Raw genomic sequence first — 17,516 nt, forward strand, 5'->3', positions numbered from 1 at the left:
GATCTGCCAGCAAGCGGGTGAAGTGCAGGTTCACCACATCCGCAAGCTCAAAGACCTCCAGCCACCCGACCCGCACCAACCCCGATGGGCCAAGATCATGGCGAACCGGCGGCGCAAGACCCTCGTGGTCTGCGCCGCATGCCACGACCACATCCATACCGGGAATCCAACCGACCCACTCACGCAGTAGTCACTGGAGAGCCGGATGATCGGGAAACCATCAAGTCCGGTTCGGCGGGAGGCCACACGGAAAAGGGCCAGCTCACGCTGGCACCTCGCCGCGTGGCCGACCCAACCTCGTGGATGAACGGCTTCGGCAAGATCCGCCGCTGCACCGACCGCAACGCGGCGATCATCGACTTCTACCTGTACCTGGCCGCCGCGATCGTCACGATCCGTCAACTCATCCAACGAGCCCGCACGCTCTATCGCTGGGACACCCGACCGACAATCCGCCGACTCAGGTAACGCCTATTGCCGGTCGCTCTTATTCATCGACGACTGCCGCGAGCGGGTCTCCGATTTCTCGACCACTGATCGTATAGTTCCATTCGCCGTGGAAATCGTGCGGGGTGAGGGGAATCTCCGCCAGTTCGGCATCAATGACCTGGGCGCCGACCGCGTAGGCACCGTCCAGGTATGATGACGCAGTCAGCCCGGTCTCGGTCGTCGTGTGCGCAATCAATTCGAGGACGGTCTGGAGTTCAGTAAGCGGCCGATCCTGCCAGTTGGTGGAGGCGAACGAAACAAACCTGTGCTCAGTCCTTTCCCACCTCGAAGTTCCGGGTGGGAAGTGGCAGACTGTGACGTCCAGGCGTGCCTCGGCGGCGAACGCCGCCAACTCCACCTTGAACGCCCGCCTGCGATACCCGTTCGCGTCTCCGCCGTCGGCAGCAAGCATCAACCGCCGTGCCTGCGGATATTGGGCGCTGCCCTCCTGCCTCCACCACGTCCGCAGCGTATTGACCGCGAACGCCGCGTTCTCATCGTCGATCCCTACCGACGCCCAACCCTCGTCCGCGTCCAAGCCGTGCACCTCGTACGATATGGCCCTGGGCGCCCCCGTCATGAGGTTGTTGTGCCCATTAATCTTCGCCGGACTGCCTAACTGATACTCTCGGCCCCCTTTTGCGTGATCGCCGACCACCTCCTTCTTCTTGCAGGCCAAACTGACAACTGGATCCCGTGCGTCCAGAAACTGTTGCGCCGAAGCGTCGATGTAGCAGAACTGCGCATCCCGGTCTGGAGGCGACACCCATTCCTTGGCCTTGGAAGTCGTATGTAACTGGTACCCCAGTCGCTGCAGCAACCGGGCCACCGTTCGTTGGCTGACCGCATACCCCGCCGCGGCCAGGCCCTTCACCAACGACCGCGACGACTTGGACGTCCACCGCAACAGTGAGATCTGATCTCCCCGCATCGCGGGGGTGATCAGGTCTTCCAACGCCTCCGCCACACCCGGCTGCACCTCACCAACTCGCCGACGACCCGCCCCCGGTGCCCGTATCCGCCCGTGGACCACCATCCCCGTACGCACCTCTCGCAGCCCGATCGACACCGTCGACCGCGCCGCACCCGACGCCCGAGTCACGACCGCGATCCCCCCGTGACCCACCGCCAGCGCCTCCGCGCCCAGCAGCAATCGCCACTGCCGCTCGTTCAGGACCGGACGCAACAGTGCGAGCTTCTCCGCGAGGACGCTCTCCACGAACACCCCGCCACACGACACCCAGATGGGGCAGACGTGACAGACCAACCGCGAATTCGGTCCCAGGAAGGAGGGCCTGTAGTCCGTGGTCGTCTTCCTTGGGAGAGTTCGAGGTCCGCGCGAAAGTGGCGCGTCCGCAGCCATGTGTCCCTCCTACGGTTCTGCGCGGTGAACGGTGAGCTGGATGTGGGCCACGTGGCGCGAAGGGCAGGTCGCTGCCGCTGCCCCCCGATCGCCCGACGCACAAGCAGTCGGCGCCGAAACGCCGGCGACGGTCGCCGGGCGGGGGCGAGACGGGAGAGGAAGCTGTCGAGATCTGCCGTGAACAGCACCTGCCCCAGCGTGGAATACGACGATGTCGTAGACGTCGAGGGTCAGCGGCCGCCTGCGAGCTTTGTCATGACCGGGGCCCCGGGCATGACGGTATGAAACCGTCGTTCGACGACGCCGGGCCGACGGGTCCGTGGGGATCATGGGATTCCACCGGGGTCGCAAGCCGTGCGCCTTCGTCCGCGCGGTGTGTCGCTCCCTTGCCTCTTGCGAAGTTCGATCCGGTCCGGCGAGGGCGCTCTTGGCAGTGAGTAACGGGATCCAGCCAGCCCCCATGAGCCTCACGCCGTCTCGCCGGTCGTCGGCGATCGACCTGGTCAGCGTATTGTTGATCTTGCTGCTCGGCGTATGACCAGCCTCGACTCTCAGATCTCGGCACTGGCCGACGAACGCGGCGAACCGCCCTCCCGGAGCGGCTTCGCCTTCGATGGGCTCGAAGATCGGCGTCATGAGCCGCATGGCGCCGCTGGCCCTGCCGTCGTCCTCGCTGGGAGCGCGCCACCGCAGATGCCGGCGGGCAATGCCGCGACGAGCGCCACCGCCACTGCGGGAACTCACCTCCAGGCTCTGCCCATCCTGCCCTCTCCTCTTCCCCGGGGTGGGACGGTGCCGTACCGGAGGTGCCACGCCGTCGGATCGCGGAGCCGAGAGGTTACTGCATCGATTTACTGGTGCAACGATGCAGTCAGGCTAGGAAGAGAAGTGCGCCTATGTCAATGGCTGGTTCACGAGCTTGAAACGTCGGGTTGATGAACGAGCCGCGGCGAGGGCCCAGATGAGTAAATCCATTCACTCAGTACGCGCCCGAATAGCACTTTATTAACTAGTCTGAAGCTATTCAACGCGAGTTGGGGAGGCGACGACGTGAGCGTGGCCTTCGCGGCTTCTCCGGAGGACCGAGCGCGGCGTGTCACGTGACCGGTGGATGCTGTCCGAGGCGGAAGAGGCTTCGGACGTGTGTGGTAGCGGCGTGCCCGTCAGAACGCGGTCAGTCGGGCTCGCGTTCGCCGGTGAAAGGCGCGGCGGCCCTGCAGGGTAGCGTGCGGCAGTCGCATTGACCGACTCCGCGGCGATGTCGGCGGAGCTGGCCACCTTCCTCATCGACTGCCGCGCCCCGGCTGGAGGTGCCGGGCAGGTCCAGGGCGGTGGCCAGCCGCCTGCCACAGAATGTTCCGCTCCTCCGGTTCCACTGTTGAGCTACGGGATACTGGCCGAAGGCGTCCCAGCTGTTCGCGGTCTTCCGGGTGAGCTCAGCCGATTCATCCGAGCGCCGAGTCGAACAACGGACGTAGCTCGCCGGCCAGGTAGGCCCGACGCATCTCCGACCGCTCCACCTTTCCGCTCGTCGTACGGCGGACGCCACCGCGGCGCAGAAGGACGACCTGCTGACATCGAACGCCGAACTCGCGGACAACGGTCTCCTGAATAGCCGTCGCGGTCGCCGCCAGCTCATCGGGCAACGGTCGCCCGGCCACCTCGTGCAGCAGAACGAGGTGGTCCTCGGCGTCCCCCGCGCCGTTTTCGGCAGGCACCGCCACCGCCGCCCCGTTGCCGTGCTTCAGCAACTCGTGGTGCAGCCTTACCTCCTGCTCGACGTCGTGCGGATAGAGGTTGCGGCCACGGAAGATGAGCATTTCCTTGATCCGCCCGGTCACGAAGAGTTCGCCGTCGACGACGGCACCGAGGTCACCGGTCCGAAGGAAGCCGTCCTCGTCACCGATGCGGGCATTGAAGGCGTGGGACGTCGCTTCGGCGCGCCCCCAATAGCCAGGCACCACCGACGCTCCGCGCAACCAGATCTCGCCGATCTCGCCGTCACCCCGCAACCTGCCTGCCGGGTCGACGATCCGGAGATCCAGATCCCGCGGCCTGCCGCAGCCGACAAGTTCACGGGCGTCGCCAGCCGACTCGGCCGGACGTAGCAGGTGATCGGCCAGCGCCTCACGATCGAAGCGGGCGATGACCGCCGGCCGGTCGGGCGAGGCGGCCACGAAGACGGTCGCCTCGGCCATGCCGTAGCTGGGCACCAGGGCCTCGGGCCGCAGCCCGACCGCGGAGAACCGGCGGGTGAACTCGCGGACCGTACTGCTTCGTACCGGCTCTGAGCCGTTGATCGCGTGGCGCCACGACGAAAGGTCCAGACCTGTCGAGTCCTCGTCGGACACCCGGCGACAACACAACTCGTATCCGAAGTTCGGCGACGCCGAGAACGTGACCCGGTAGGTGCTGATCAGCGTGAGCCATCCGACCGGTCGTCGGAGGAACACGGCCGGGTCCATCAACACCACGCTGCCCCCGCACAGCAGCAGCGGCATGATCACACCGATCCCCATGTCGTGGTAGTGAGGCAGCCAGCTGCCGGAGCGGGCGGTTTCGTCGAAGCCGAACGTCCTTGCCATCGTTCCCGCGTTCACGACCAGGTTCTGGTGTGTGACCACACTGCCCTTGGGGTCGCCGGTCGAGCCCGAGGTGTACTGCAGCAGGGCCACCGTGCCGGGCCCGGCCGGACGCGGTGCCGCGATCGGATCGTCGTGCGTGACCACCGAGGCGTGCGGGATGACCGGTTGTTCAAGGCCGGAGGTGGCCGCCCACGACTGGATCTCGGCGTGTATCGGGTCACCGCTGAGCACCATCGCGACGCGGGCGTCTTCGGCGATGTTGAGCACCCGGCGCCGAGCATGCCCGAGCTTCCCGGGCATCGAGACGGGTACCGCGATCATGCCGGCGTAGATGCAGCCGAGGAGGGCAGTGACGAACTCCCCACCGGGTGGGTAGATCAGAAGCACCCGCGAACCGACCTCGAGGCGGGCGGCCAGATGAGTTGCTATGGCCCGGGCCTCCCGGTCCAGTTCGGAGTACGTCCACCAACGGGCGCTCGATGGGACAGCCGGGTCCTGGACGAACGCCAGGGCCGGCCGCTCTCCGGAACTCTCGCTGTGCCGGTGGACCGTCGCGCTGACGTCCGCCAGGTTCTCACTGCTTGTCATGTCTCGATGACAATCGCAAAGAGCGGGTCGGTCCAGGTACCCCGCAGGCAGATTGGCGGCCGACCGGCAATTCCGTTCTGCCGAGGTTCGTGCCGGATTTCGGAACAAGGTGCCGTCGAAGTTGCCGTTGACTTCAGGCATGACGAAATCGAGGATCGGCCCATGAGGGAGGACCGCTTGATTGATTTGTCAAGAAGTGGAGCCGACATGAACGGCGAGGTCGACGCGATCGGAGCCTGGCTTACGGAACGGATTGCCGTCTACCTTGACCTCGAGGCTGCGGACATCGGCGCGGACGCCTCGCTGGCGTCCTTTGGGATCGACTCGGTGTACCTGGCGGCCATTATCGGCGACATTGAGGAGCATTACGGTCTCCGCATCGAGTCGTCTGCCGTTTGGGAGCACCCGACGATCGACGGTCTCGCGGCCCACCTGCACGGCTGCCTGAATGGCGTACAGCTGTGACGGCCGGGGCGCTGCCAGCCACCCGGGCCTACGGCCGAGCGGCCGAATTGGAACGCATGCTGGGTGGCGACGGTGATCCGATGTCGGTGCGGACCTTGGTGGACGCGGACGAGAACGACGAGTTTCCCCACCCGGCGCTCGCAGCCGTTCACGACTGGGGTTTCGCCGAAGAGTTGATACCCGTGCACCTCGGAGGCAAGCTCGAGTCGCATGAGCAGCTCTTCGCTGCTTTTCGCGCGCTCGCCCGGCGTGACCCTCGACTGGGGGTCTACTACGGTTCCACGTTACTGGCCGCTCTTCCCGTCTGGCTTTGGGGAGATCCCGAGCGGCAACAGTGGCTGGCCGGTGAGCTCCGGGCAGGTGCCTGTGGCACGTTCGCAATGTCTGAGACCGATCACGGCAGCGACCTGTTGAACTGCACGGTGTCAGCACGCCGCGTCGACGGGGGATACGTCGTCGACGGTACCAAGTGGCTGGTGGGCAACGGCAACCGCGGCAGCTTCGTCACGTTGTACGCGCGGACCGGTACCAAGTCGTACTCCCTGCTGTTGCTGGACAAGGCCGCGCTCCCGGCCGACCGCTGGGAGCCGGTCGAGCCGGTTCCGACGCTCGGGATCCGCGGACACGATCTGTCCGGTCTTCGGTTCGACTCGTGTCCGGTGCAGCGCGCAGTGGTGCTGGGCCGTGAGGGCTCGGGTGTTGCGATGGCGCTCAAGACGCTGCAACTGACGCGTACGCTGATCGCGGGCTTCGCCCTGGGCTGCCTGGACGCGGCTCTCCGCATCACGTTGCGCCACGCTCACGGCCGCCGGCTGTATGGTGCTTCGATCACGGAGCTGCCGGAGGTCCGGGCCATTCTTGTGGATGCGTACCTTGACCTGCTTATCGGCGAGTGCACGGCGATCGCGGTGACCCGAGCGGTGGCCACTGTGCCGAGCCGGCTGAGTATGTGGTCGTCGATCGCGAAGTATCTGGTGCCGACCATCGCCGAGGACGCCGTCGCCAACCTGGCGACGGTGCTCAGCGCGCGCAGGTACCTGCGTACCGAGCTCACCTATCGGCACTTTCAGAAGGTGGAACGGGATCTCGCCATCGCTGGCATCTTCGAAGGCACGACACACGTCAATCTGGCCTCGATCGCGGCGCAACTGCCGCACGTGCTCAGCCATGGTCGGCGCGACGATCAGGCGGACGACGAGTTGCTGGCCCAGCTTTTCAGCCGCGGCAGCGAGCCTGCGCATTGGCGGCCGTCCGGCTCGGCCCTCCGGTTGACGAACGGGCTCGAGGACGAGGTGACCGCCGGCTGGCCCCGGTACACCCGGCAGGCACTGAGTCTGATCGACCCGGGCCTGCATGCCGAGTTGGCTTCGATCATCGGTCGGCTCGACGTGGTCCGGGAGGGTGTGCTCGGGGGCATCGTGGACGCGGGCGATGGGACACGGCGGTTCACCCTTGCCCGCTCACATGCGCTGTTGCACGGCGCGTCGTCGGTGCTGCTCACCTGGATCCACGGCCGGGACGCGCTGCCCTCCGGTTTCCGGGGCGGCGAATGGGTCGTGCTGGCGCTCGACCGGATCGCCCGTCGGTTGCATACGGACCAGCCTCGCAACGACCGGCTTGCGCCGGCGGTCTTCGAACTGATGTGCGGCCAGGAACGAGCGGGTGAGCTGTTCTCCCTGCAGCCACTGGAGATCGTCGACTGATCCTGGTGAGCGCTCGTCCCCAGGTCGAGTTGCCCCGCCTCGACGTTGCCGGGCGGTCTCGTGTTCGTCTGGCCCGAGACCGCCGGGCCTTCCGACTCATGGACGGGTTCAACCGCCGCGCAGCAGCGTTCGCCGCGGCATGGTGGCTCATCACTCAGCCGCGACTCGGGCCCGGGGCGGGAGGCCCACGATGAGCGGGTCGACGCCGGTCCGGAGCGCGGCGGGCCGGTTCACTCGGACACGGGGCTGAGCAAGGCCTGGTAGAGAATCTGATCGACGCAGTCGTACTCCGCGACGACGATGTGCTGTTCGGGGGACCAGTGTGCTGCCAAAGCCGCCCAGATGGCGGTGCAGCCGGGCGTGACGACCGGCGTCCAGGTGCGGTCGGACGGCGCCGAGCCGAGACGCTCGGTGAGTTCCCGGCCCGCGATGAACCGCGCGCCGGGCGGGCCGGCGAACGGGATGTCGGTCAGGTCGTCGATCTGGATCTCGGGCTGGATCTCGAGCACCAATCGGTCCGGATCCCGGTCGTCGATCGTGAGGAGCACAGCGCAGTCACGCTCGGCGTCAGCCTTCGCGCGGTAGAGGCTGGCCGACTGGTCGAAGGCGAACACCGCGCCGTCGCCGATTTCCCCGGCCGCGCGGGCCGCCTGGAGAATGCGCAGGGCGGTGAACGGGGCGCCCACCCCCGGCCCGGACACCGAGAACCCGGTCGGCGTGCCCGGGCAGAGGTCGGCGAGGTAGCAGCCGGCCACCTCGGCCACCGTGATGTCCGGCTCGGCGTAGGCGAGAATGATCAGGTCCAGATGCGGAAGTGGCCGCTCCAGATCGGTCAGCAGCCCTTCCCCCATCGCGGCGAAGGTCCGGCCGGTCGGCGATGGCGGGGAGATGGACCGTCCGTACGGCTCGAGGAGTCCCTCGATGGTCCGTTGTTCCGCCGCCCGGAGCCTGACACCGGTGCCGTCGGTGAAGTACCGGACGTCCGGCCGACGCACGGGAAGTTTGGCACCGACGTCGAGGGCCGCCACCGTCAGACCGCGTCAGCGGGCGCATTGGCCAGACTGGCCCGGATGTACGTGGTCAGCGAGCCTACGGTCTCGAATATCTCGGGGGTGAGTTCGTCCGGGTCGATGACGAGCCCAAGCGAATCCTCCATTGCCATCAGCACCTCGACCACCTCGATGGAGTCCAGCCCGACTTCGTGGAGCAGATTCATGTCGTCGGTCAGGTCCGGGAGGTCCTTGTCCAGGATGGTGGAAAGCTCGGAGCGCAGGAACTCCCTGATTTCGCGTGCGTCGATGGCGGACGACATGTTCTCTCCTAGCTTAGGAATTCGGTCGGACGGCGGTGCGTCATGGATCAGACCAGGGTGGACGACCTGGCGCTCGAGCACGTCTTCGACGGTGTCCCGGCGGCGCACCAGGAACGAGCGGCCTCGCCACAGCAGGACCTCGGCGGGGTGCCCGTGGCTGAGGAAGTAGACCGGCGACGCGGATGGGCCGTACGCGCCCGAACGGCGGACGCCCAGCAGGTCGCCCGGCTTCAGCGCGGGCAGGGCGACCGCTTTGGCGATGGTGTCGTTCGGCGTGCACAGGGGCCCGGAGATCGTCCAGAGGTCCGTCGGGCCGGGCTCGCCCGCTGACCCGGACAGCACGTCGATCGGGAAGTTGCGCTTGACGAACGACCCGATCCCGATCGCCGCCATGTGCTGGTGGGTGCCTCCGTCGGTGACCGCGAAGCTCACCCCGCGAGACTTCTTCGTATAGCGGACCCTCATCAGGTAGGTTCCGCAGCCGGCCGCCAGGTACCGACCCGACTCGAGCATCAAGCGGGTGTCGGGATGCCCGGTGGCGAACTTGTCGACGAGTGGGTTCAGTTCCGCGGCGAGCCCCTCCAGGTCGAGATCGTTCTCGTTGTCGAAGTAGCCGACTCCGAGGCCACCGCCGATGTCGACGGCGTCAAGCCGTATCCCGGTCGACTCAACGATCCGGTCCGCGAGGTCGAGCACGTACGCCGTATTGGCCAGGATCACCCCGTGGTCCAGGATCCGGGTGCCCAGATAGGCGTGGATCCCGGCCACGTCGGCGTGCCGGTATCCGGTCAGAGTTCCGCCCGAGGCCAGTACAGCCTCTTCGTCGATGCCGAACTGACGTGGCTTTCCGCCCATCGAAAGACGCGAGCCGGCGATAGGAGCGGCCGGGTTGACACGAATCAGCACCCGCTGGCGCACGCCGCGCTCGCCGGCGGCCCGGTCGATGTGGTCCAGCTCATCGAATGATTCGCACACGATCGCGTAGATGCCGGCCTCGACGCAGGCGGCGATCTCGGTCTCGCTCTTGCCCGGTCCGAGAAAGATGATGTTTGCGGGGTCTGCGCCGGCCGCCAGGACGGTCCGCAGCTCGGCCAGTGAACTAACCTCGGCCCGGGCCCCGGCGAACTGCAGTACCTCGAAGAAGCTGCGGTTCGGATTCGACTTCAGAGAGAAAAAGATCTCCAGGGAATCGTGCACCGCGTCCCGCAGTCGGCGGAACTGCCCGGCGAGCTCCGCACCGTCGTACACATATGTCGGTGTCCCGTACTGGGTCGCCAGTTCGACCCAGTCGATGTCGCTGGTCATGCCGTTTCCACCATTCTCGTCAGTGCGATCTCCGCCCGATCCCGGATGTCCTTGACCTCGGCGGGTGAACCGCCGGCGCAGACCGCGTAGAGCCTGCCTCGGGGGGCCTTGCCGGCCTCGACTGAGGCGTTGAGGGTGGCGAAGTTGTTCACCAGCACGCCCCGACCAGCGTTGAACATCAGGTCCGCCAGCGCCCTACGGACCTCGCCGTACCCGTACGGCCGCCGCGTCCGCAGGTCGAACACGGTGGCCATCGCGTGGCTGCCGGGCGGCAGCAACCGCTCGACGAGCCGGTTCTGATAGGTCGCCATGTTGAAGCGTGCGTTGATCTCAAGGCAGGGATAGAGCACCCCGTCGGTGCCGACCATCGCGTCGACCCCGGCCAGCCCGTAGTACCCTTCGGCGGCCAGCGCACTGCCGATGACCTGGGCGGCGGCGGCGATCTGCTCGATCTGATCCGGGTCGAGATCGGGCGGGAGAATGTGCCCGCGGTGTACGCCGTTGCGGGTCAGCGCCGTACGAACGGTCTCGAAGTGGACGCCTCCGTCGCGGTCCATGATGAACTGGTAGTTGAGGTCGCAGCGCCTGGAGATCCACTCCTCGACCACGAACGACAGATCGGTGGTCGAACCGTGGCGACCCAGCATCCGGACGAGCCGCTCCGCCCGGCTGCTGTTGCCCAGAACGGTCATGCCGCGCCCGGACACCCCGAGTGACTCCTTGACCACGACCTGGTCGGCAAGCTCCAGATGGGTCAGCAAGGCTGACTCGAGCTCGCCCAGCGTCCGGCAGACCTTGCCGGGTACCGGGGTGAGTCCGGTTCGGTCGACGAGCTCGCGGCTGAAGATCTTCCCGTTGACGTGGCGGCAGATCTTGGCGTCCGGTCCGGCCAGCGGCAGCCCGGTACGGGCCGCGAGTTCCTCCTCGTCGGCCGAGATGCCCAGCGGCATCAGGTAGGTGCGCCCATCGGCCAGGCCGGCGAGCTCCGCCAGCAGCCGCGGTGACGCGAGTGCGTCCCGGGTGACCGACCGCTCGACGTCGTTGTCATCGACCAGGAGATGATCCCCGGCGGCGGCGCCGAGCGACCGGAGGTGGTCCAGGTAGTGCGGGTCCACCGGCGCTTTCAGGATGACCAGGTCGTCCTGGTCGGCGAGCAGGACGCAGACTTCCTCCATGCGGTTGACCAGAACAGACGAGAACGAGAGGGCGGCTCCTGGCAGACCACGGTCGTCACGTCCCCAGCTCCGTTCGACCTCGAAGTTGTTGAGGTAGACGAACCGGGCTCGCTCGTCACCGACGGTCCGGGACTTGAGCCTGGCGGTGAACCCGGGATGCTCAGGGGATCCGGTCATCGTCCTACCCTTCGGCCGCGGCGCGTACGACCATCGCGTTGAAAGTGGCACCTTCGCCGGCCGAGGCCAGCAGGAGGTTGTCACCGCGAACGACGGCTCCCGCCGCCCGAGCGGTGCTGAGGTTGATGAACGGGTCGGCCCCGAAGCAGTGGCCGATCTCGGTGACGTTGTCGAGATAGACACGTGATGTCGGCAGGCCCAGGTGCCGCGCGATGGCCACCCAGGAATAGCGGTTCACGTTGTGCGGAAGGACCAGCGCGATGTCGTCGATCGTGAGCCCGGCGTCCCGGACCGCCGAGGACATCACGCCGGCCATCGCCGGGACGTATGCCTCCAGGTACTGCCGCCTCAGTTCCGGGCCCATGTAGCGGGCCTGGTAGTACTTGCCAAGCGTCCGGTGGGCGAAGCCGATCACTGTGTCACCGTCGCCACCGTGCCCGACCAGCACGCCGGCCGCGGCGTCGCCGAGCATCGAAGCGCCGCGCAGGACGCGGGCTTCCGCCGCCGGCACACGGTCCCCGGCGATCACCAGCGCCGTCGAACCGGGCGGTTCCGAGCGCAGCAGCGTGTCGCAGAGCCGTACGGCGTACAGGCCGGCGACGCAGCCGAGATGCGAGAGTGCGAATGCCCGGCTTCGGGACAGCCCCAGCTTGCGGCGCAGGGCGCCGGTAATCGCGACACCCGGCGGTGTGACGTGCTGCAGGGTGTGTGCGTGGATCAGGTAACGCACCGCTGAACGGTCGGCCGCGTGCAGCGCTGCGTCACCGGCGCGGAGTAGCATTTCGGTGCCCGTGAGATGGCTGGCGACCGCGACTCGGCCTAGCCCGAGCACGCGGATCAGTAGGCGCTCCTCGGCAGGCGACAGCCCGGCCGTCGGGGCGAGGTCGGTGATGGTGATGCGGGTGTCCGGTACCACCGGCACGACCCTGCGCAGCGTGAGCAACGTCATTTCCTCAGCCGATGCCGTGGCACCACTCGAGGACCGCCATGGCGCTGAACATCTTGTTCCGTGCCTGTGCGAACGCGATGCTGCGCGGCCCCTCGAGCACCTCTGCGGTGACCTCCTCGCCGCGGTGCGCGGGGAGGTCGTGCATGAAGATCGCCTTGGGGAGGTGGTGCATCAGCTCCGCGTCGACCTGGAACGGCGCGTAAAGTGTCCGCCACGCGGGGTCGGTCTTCTCGGTGCCGGTTGTCTGCCAACGCGTGGTGTAGACGACCTGGAAGTCCGGGGGGATTCCGGCGAGGTCGTGCTGCTGATGGATCGTCGCGCCGTGCCGCCTACCCTGCGCCGCCGCCTCGTCGAGGAGGGCATCCGCCAGCCCGTACCCCGGCGGGGTCCGCAGTTCCAGGTGGACGTCCCGGAACCGGGCCAGCGCCAGGGCCAGGGCACTGGCGGTGTTGTTTCCCTCGCCGACATACAGGACCCGCAGGCCGTCGAGGTCGCCGAAGTGCAGCGACATGGTGGTTAGATCGGCCAGTGCCTGCGTCGGATGTTCGTCCGCGCTCATCGCGTTGATCACCGCCATCCGATCCTGTTGCGCCCAGGCCCGCATCTCCGCCGGGTTGCCTGCGGTGCGCGCCACCAACGCGGTGAGCATCATTGACAGCACCCGGCCGGTGTCCTCGCTGGTCTCGCCGGTACTGGTCTGCAGTACCGCCCCGTCGTAGGGGATCAGCCCCGCGCCGAGCCGGAGCGCGCCCGCCGAGAATGCGGTCCGGGTTCGGGTCGACGTCCTGGTGAAGTAGGTGCCGACCACCGCGTCCGTCAACGCCCTCGACGACCCGCCGGCCGACCCGCGGGCGTGGAGCGCACCGCGATCCACGATGGTACGAAGATCGTCGTCGCTGACGTCACGAAGCGAGATCAGATGCCGTGCCGTGCCGCCGCTCACGTCAGTCCCCCTGGCTCGTGGTGTGGACCGTGTCGTGGTCCCACCGTGCGGTTTCGGCGAAGAAGTTCGGCACGGCGAGGACCCGACCGCTGGTCCGGCCCGCGTTCAGAACCTCTCGGCCCACCGCCAGGTCGAGCACGCCGAGACCGAACGGTGAGAAGATGCGGGGCTTACGTTCGTCGAGTGGAAGGTCGCCGAGAAGGAGGTCACCGATCGTGCCGTCGATGAAGTGCCGGTGGCCGAACTTCTGCTCGGCCAGATGCGGCGAGGTGCCGGCGGTCAGGCAATGGTCGACGTCGTCGAGAATGTTGTTGGCGGCCAGGATGATCTCCGGCCCGATGTCGCGCAACGACAGGTTGAGGACCGTCTGGCCGGGTTCGAAAGTGTTCTCGTCGTGCAGGTACGGGACTGCGGCGGTGGTGGCCAGCACCACTACTCCGGCACCTTGGACGGCCGCCGCCAGCGACCCGGCGACCCGGCCCGGGAAGTCCAGCGAGGAGGCGAATCCGGCCGCGCGATCCGCCGAGGGCGGGTCCAGGTCGTGTACCGCCACCTCGCCGATCCGCCAGCCGAGGTCGTGCAGGAACTCCAGAACGTTGCGGCTGATCACACCGGCTCCCACCACAGCGATCTTTGCCGCTTGACGGGAACCGTGCAGCCGCTCCGCGGCGAGCACCGCTGAGGCCGCCGTCCGGGCCGCACTGATCTGGGCAGCCTCCAAGCAGGCGTACGGGTAACCGGTCTCCATGTCGTTGAGGATCAACAAGGCCGAGGCGCGCGGGACGTTCCGTCGCACGTTCACCGGGAAGCTGCCGATCCACTTGATCCCCGCCACCGCCGGTGCCGCCGTGAGCGCCGCCGGCAACGCGATGATGCGGGCTGACGGGTGGTCCGGGAACCGCAAGAAGTAGCTGTTCGGGTTGATCGTCTCGCCCGCGTGATGGGCTAGGTAGGTACGGCGGACGGTGTCCACCACGCCGGGCCGTGATTCGGCGATCAACGCGCGGATGTCCGGCCCGCGCATGACATGGAAGTCGAACACGGTCAGCTCCTCGTACGGGCGAGGTCGACGGTGGGCAGGGAGATGTCGGGAAGCCCGAACCGGTCGGCCACCCAGGTGTCCTCGTAGATCGTCTGGGCGTACCTGTCGCCGAAGTCCGGCGCGATGCCGACGACCTGAGAGCCGAGCGGGATGGCGGGCCGGTAGTGCTGCATCGCGGCGACGACCGAGCCGGTCGATCCGCCCGCGAAGAAGCCGCGTTCCCGGGCGAGCCAGCGGCAGGTCCGCACCGCCTCGTGCTCGGCCACGACGACGAGGTCGTCAACCGCCTCGGGGCGCAGGATCTCTGGCTGACGGCTGGCGCCGATCCCCGGGACGAACCGGGTGCCGGCTGGGCGGCCGAAGCTGACTGAGCCGAGGCTGTCAACCGCGACGATCCGGGTGAGGGGCGATGCCAGGCGGAACAGCCGTACGCAGCCCATCAGGGTGCCGGCGCTTCCGGTCCCGACGAAGAGGAAATCCACCTTCGGCAGTTCGGCGAGGATGGCGGCGGCTGTGGTCTCCGCATGTACCCGCCAGTTCGCCGGGTTCGCGTACTGGTTGAGCCAGACCACTTGCGGGTCGGAGGTGATCAGCGTCTTGATGTAGGCGATCCGGCTCTGCAGATAGCCGCCGTTCTCGTCATGCCGGTCGACGCAAACGACCTCGGCGCCGAGCGCCCGCATAACAGCGACGCTCTGCGGTGACGCGTTGGGATCGGTGACACACTGGAACCTGTATCCGCGGGCGGCGCACACCATGGCCAGTGCGATACCGAGGCTGCCCGACGACGATTCGACGACCCGGCCTCCGGGCCGGAGTAGACCGCGTAGCTCCGCGTCGCGGATCATACCTACCGCAGGCTTGAGTTTGATCGAGCCAGCCGGGTTGAGGCCCTCCAGCTTGAGGACGACCTCGACGCCCGGCAGCGCATCCGGCAACCGCAGGAACACGTCATCGGCCACGATGCTGTGGGCCTGATCGTAAATCACTGGTGTCACCCCCCATCGCGAAACCGGTTCGCTGGTCGTCGGTCGTCAGCGTAGGAAGCGTCTGCGACGCCGAACAGGCAAATGATCGGCAGCTGGACCGCACGATCGGGCCGGCGGGAATTGCCCGCGTCACTTCCTCGACCCGCCGTTGACCCAGTGCGCTACTGGTGCGGATGGCTGACATGAGGGGAGAAGACCATCCGGTGGAGCAGACGACGGATGATGCGGGCTTCCCGCTGAGCCCGGGGCAGGAATCGTTGTGGTTCCTCCAGCGGCTCGTGCCGGACTGCTCGGCATACAACATGGCGGTCGGGGTGAACCTGCACTTCGCGGTGGAGACCGACCGGATGGCGGAAGCTGTGGCGCGCACGATCCGCGAGCACGGACTTCTACGGTCTGTGTACCGGCTGGAGGGCGATGAGATCCGACGAGTGCCGGCCGCCGAGGCGACGCCGGCTCCTTGGGCGGTCGTGGACTGCGTCGGAGTGGACGACGAGGCCCTGCGACGGCTGGCGGTGGAGCTGACCCGACGCCCGTTCCGGCTCGACCGTGAGCTTCCGGTTCGGCTGCACCTGTTGCACCGGGCTGGCCCCGATGTCCTGCTGCTGACCGCACATCACCTGATCGTCGACGACATCGGGCATCTGGCGGTCCTTCGGGCCGTCCTGTCGGCGTACGGCGGGCGCGATGCGGATGGGCCGATCGACGATTACGACGAGTTCGTGGCCAGGCAGCGCGACCAGCTCGCCGCACCGCGGGCACGGGCCGCGGAGAAGTACTGGCGGGCCGAGTTGGCCGGGCTGGAGTCGCCCGCTCCGCTGGGTCATCTCCCGAGGCCTTCGGACTACCGTTATCAGGGCGCGGAGGTGGTGCTCGACCTGCAGCGTGACCTCATGGCGGCGGTCCGGGACGCGGCGGCGCGTGAGAACGTCACCACGTTCGTCTACCTGATGACGGTGTTCCAGCTCCTGCTGTATCGGTTCACCGGACGTACGGATTTCCTGGTCGGGTATCCGGTGACCCAACGGTCCTCCCGACGATTCGCGAACTCGATCGGGTACTTCGTCAATCCGTTGCCGCTGCGGGCGACGATCGATCCGCAAGAGTCGTTCCAGGCGGTGCTCCGGCGGACGAACAAGCGGTTCTGGAGTGGCCTGCTGCACCGCGAATACCCGAGCGCGCTGATTCCGCGGTTGATCGGGACGCGGCTGGACCGCAGGCTGCCCGGCCTCGTGTCGGTGCTCTTCGGGATGAGCACGGAGGTGCCGGACGACCTCATGAACCCCGGGGTCCGGCCGGGAAGCCGGCTGCGGCTGGCCGGGTTGGACGTCTCCCGGTTCGACTTCCCGGAACAACTGGGTCAGTTCGACATCAACGTCCTCGTCACCCGTCTGGGCGACACGACCAGGCTCCGCTTCAAGTACAACGACTCCGTGCTCGACGACGACGTCGCCGCCGAACTGGCCGGCGGCTACGGGCAACTGCTGGCCGCCGCCACAGGCTCGGCACTTCCGTTCCCGTTACGCGGTCTCCGCACTGGGTCGCCGACCAGGTAATGCACCCTTATGCACAGGAAGAAGGGAATATGTCACCATCGGTGAGCGCTGTCCCGGAATCCCCGGCCGGGCGTCTGTTCGACGGCGGCTGGTTGGCGCCGGTCGGCGTGACCGGAGCCTTCAGCTGCACTCCGAAGTTCGAGCGGGTGGTGTCCTGGCTGGAGGCTGTGCTCACCGTCGCCGACCCGGCCGGCTCGCCCGGTCCGCAGGTGTTCCCGCCACTGATGTCACGGATGGTCATCGAGCGGGCCGAATACGCGGCGGCGTTCCCACACCTGCTCGGCACCGTCGGAACGTACCCGGGTGGTCCGGGTGACGCCGACACGGTGCTGATGCCGGCCGTGTGTTACGGGGTCTATCAGGAGCTGGCGGACACCACAGTGGACGGCTCGCGGCAGTTCGACGTCACCGGGTACTGCCACCGGCACGAGGCGACCAGTGAACTCGGCCGGTTCCGCACCTTCCGGATGCGGGAGTTCGTCCTGGTCGCCGATGCTCCTGCCGCCCTGCGCTGGCGCGACGACTGGATCGACCGGGGTCGGCATCTGTTCTCCCGCCTCGGTCTGCCGGTCAAGGTCGAGCCAGCCAGCGACCCCTTCTTCGGGCCGGGCAGCGACCTGCTACGCGACAGCCAGATCGGGCAGAGCCTGAAGTGGGAGTTCGTCGTGCCGTTGACGGGGGAGGGCCCGGGCACCGCGATCGCCTCGGCCAACAGTCACAAGGACCACCTGGGCAAGCGGTTCGGAATCAGATACCGGGACGCGGGGCCGGCGCACAGCTCGTGCGTCGCGTTCGGTCTGGAACGTATCGTCCTCGCGATGATTCACGCGCACGGGGACGACCCGGCCGCGTGGCCAGAGCCGGTCTGAGCTCGC

The 17,516-nt window shown here is 67.5% G+C and carries 14 protein-coding genes and 1 pseudogene; 6 read left to right on the plus strand and 9 right to left on the minus strand.

Features of this window, described 5'->3' with window-relative positions; genetic code table 11:
* The first annotated feature begins 1 nt into the window (after window position 1).
* Together C569_RS35125 and C569_RS31165 are read left to right on the plus strand one after the other, a co-directional pair.
* Complete coding sequence (locus tag C569_RS35125; RefSeq protein WP_369754124.1) at window positions 2–190, plus strand: hypothetical protein; 189 nt, start codon at window positions 2–4, stop codon at window positions 188–190.
* A 107-nt stretch (window positions 191–297) separates the two neighbouring features.
* A pseudogene (locus C569_RS31165) lies at window positions 298–468 on the plus strand (IS5/IS1182 family transposase); the annotation flags it as partial.
* Between the two features lie 19 nt (window positions 469–487).
* Here C569_RS31165 and C569_RS31170 read toward each other — a convergent pair.
* Entirely contained in the window at window positions 488–1,708 is a 1,221-nt protein-coding gene (locus tag C569_RS31170) for an ISAzo13 family transposase (protein ID WP_196806795.1), read from the minus strand.
* Between the two features lie 1,589 nt (window positions 1,709–3,297).
* A complete protein-coding gene (locus C569_RS0126990; protein WP_231394907.1) occupies window positions 3,298–5,166 on the minus strand; it encodes a fatty acyl-AMP ligase in 1,869 nt (622 codons plus the stop codon).
* 66 nt (window positions 5,167–5,232) lie between these two features.
* Between C569_RS0126990 and C569_RS0126995 the strand changes: the two genes are divergently transcribed.
* Both C569_RS0126995 and C569_RS0127000 read left to right on the plus strand, forming a co-directional pair.
* Entirely contained in the window at window positions 5,233–5,490 is a 258-nt protein-coding gene (locus tag C569_RS0126995; protein ID WP_026268700.1) for an acyl carrier protein, read from the plus strand.
* Window positions 5,491–5,546: 56 nt separating this feature from the next.
* Window positions 5,547–7,193, plus strand: coding sequence for an acyl-CoA dehydrogenase family protein (locus C569_RS0127000; protein ID WP_155945627.1), 1,647 nt, complete (start codon window positions 5,547–5,549; stop codon window positions 7,191–7,193).
* A gap of 230 nt (window positions 7,194–7,423) precedes the next feature.
* Here C569_RS0127000 and C569_RS0127005 read toward each other — a convergent pair whose 3' ends face one another.
* Genes C569_RS0127005 through sbnA form a run of 7 tightly spaced genes read right to left on the minus strand, consistent with a single transcriptional unit; the run spans window position 7,424 to window position 15,085 of the window.
* Window positions 7,424–8,188 (minus strand): hypothetical protein, encoded by a 765-nt coding sequence (locus C569_RS0127005; protein WP_155945628.1) that lies wholly within the window; start codon window positions 8,186–8,188, stop codon window positions 7,424–7,426.
* A 35-nt stretch (window positions 8,189–8,223) separates the two neighbouring features.
* Window positions 8,224–9,810: a phosphopantetheine-binding protein gene (locus tag C569_RS0127010; RefSeq protein WP_018788850.1), complete on the minus strand. Its 1,587-nt coding sequence runs from the start codon at window positions 9,808–9,810 to the stop codon at window positions 8,224–8,226.
* Complete coding sequence (locus C569_RS0127015; protein WP_018788851.1) at window positions 9,807–11,162, minus strand: ATP-grasp domain-containing protein; 1,356 nt, start codon at window positions 11,160–11,162, stop codon at window positions 9,807–9,809. Before C569_RS0127015 ends, C569_RS0127010 begins: the two co-directional genes overlap by 4 nt.
* A 4-nt stretch (window positions 11,163–11,166) precedes the next feature.
* Entirely contained in the window at window positions 11,167–12,111 is a 945-nt protein-coding gene (locus C569_RS31175; protein WP_018788852.1) for a 3-oxoacyl-[acyl-carrier-protein] synthase III C-terminal domain-containing protein, read from the minus strand.
* A 4-nt stretch (window positions 12,112–12,115) separates the two neighbouring features.
* Complete coding sequence (locus C569_RS0127025) at window positions 12,116–13,054, minus strand: ornithine carbamoyltransferase (protein WP_018788853.1); 939 nt, start codon at window positions 13,052–13,054, stop codon at window positions 12,116–12,118.
* A 1-nt stretch (window position 13,055) separates the two neighbouring features.
* On the minus strand, window positions 13,056–14,096 hold the full coding sequence (gene sbnB / locus C569_RS0127030; protein WP_018788854.1) for a 2,3-diaminopropionate biosynthesis protein SbnB: 1,041 nt from the start codon (window positions 14,094–14,096) through the stop codon (window positions 13,056–13,058).
* 2 nt (window positions 14,097–14,098) lie between these two features.
* Entirely contained in the window at window positions 14,099–15,085 is a 987-nt protein-coding gene (sbnA, locus tag C569_RS0127035; RefSeq protein ID WP_018788855.1) for a 2,3-diaminopropionate biosynthesis protein SbnA, read from the minus strand.
* Window positions 15,086–15,267: 182 nt separating this feature from the next.
* Here sbnA and C569_RS0127040 point away from each other — a divergent pair, with 182 nt between their 5' ends.
* Complete coding sequence (locus tag C569_RS0127040) at window positions 15,268–16,641, plus strand: condensation domain-containing protein (protein WP_196806797.1); 1,374 nt, start codon at window positions 15,268–15,270, stop codon at window positions 16,639–16,641.
* Window positions 16,642–16,682: 41 nt separating this feature from the next.
* Window positions 16,683–17,510 (plus strand): hypothetical protein, encoded by an 828-nt coding sequence (locus C569_RS0127045; protein ID WP_018788857.1) that lies wholly within the window; start codon window positions 16,683–16,685, stop codon window positions 17,508–17,510.
* Window positions 17,511–17,516 lie beyond the last annotated feature (6 nt).

Source organism: Micromonospora sp. CNB394 (assembly GCF_000374985.1).
Classification (GTDB): domain Bacteria; phylum Actinomycetota; class Actinomycetes; order Mycobacteriales; family Micromonosporaceae; genus Micromonospora; species Micromonospora marina.

Excerpts from the sequence above, each read along its gene's own strand:
- C569_RS0127010 (WP_018788850.1), bottom strand. The coding sequence starts at position 9,810 with ATGACCAGCGACATCGACTGGGTCGAACTGGCGACCCAGTACGGGACA.
- C569_RS0127015 (WP_018788851.1), bottom strand. The coding sequence starts at position 11,162 with ATGACCGGATCCCCTGAGCATCCCGGGTTCACCGCCAGGCTCAAGTCC.
- C569_RS0127040 (WP_196806797.1), top strand. The coding sequence starts at position 15,268 with ATGAGGGGAGAAGACCATCCGGTGGAGCAGACGACGGATGATGCGGGC.
- C569_RS0126995 (WP_026268700.1), top strand. The coding sequence starts at position 5,233 with ATGAACGGCGAGGTCGACGCGATCGGAGCCTGGCTTACGGAACGGATT.
- C569_RS31175 (WP_018788852.1), bottom strand. The coding sequence starts at position 12,111 with ATGACGTTGCTCACGCTGCGCAGGGTCGTGCCGGTGGTACCGGACACC.
- C569_RS0126990 (WP_231394907.1), bottom strand. The coding sequence starts at position 5,166 with ATGCCTGAAGTCAACGGCAACTTCGACGGCACCTTGTTCCGAAATCCG.
- C569_RS0127000 (WP_155945627.1), top strand. The coding sequence starts at position 5,547 with ATGCTGGGTGGCGACGGTGATCCGATGTCGGTGCGGACCTTGGTGGAC.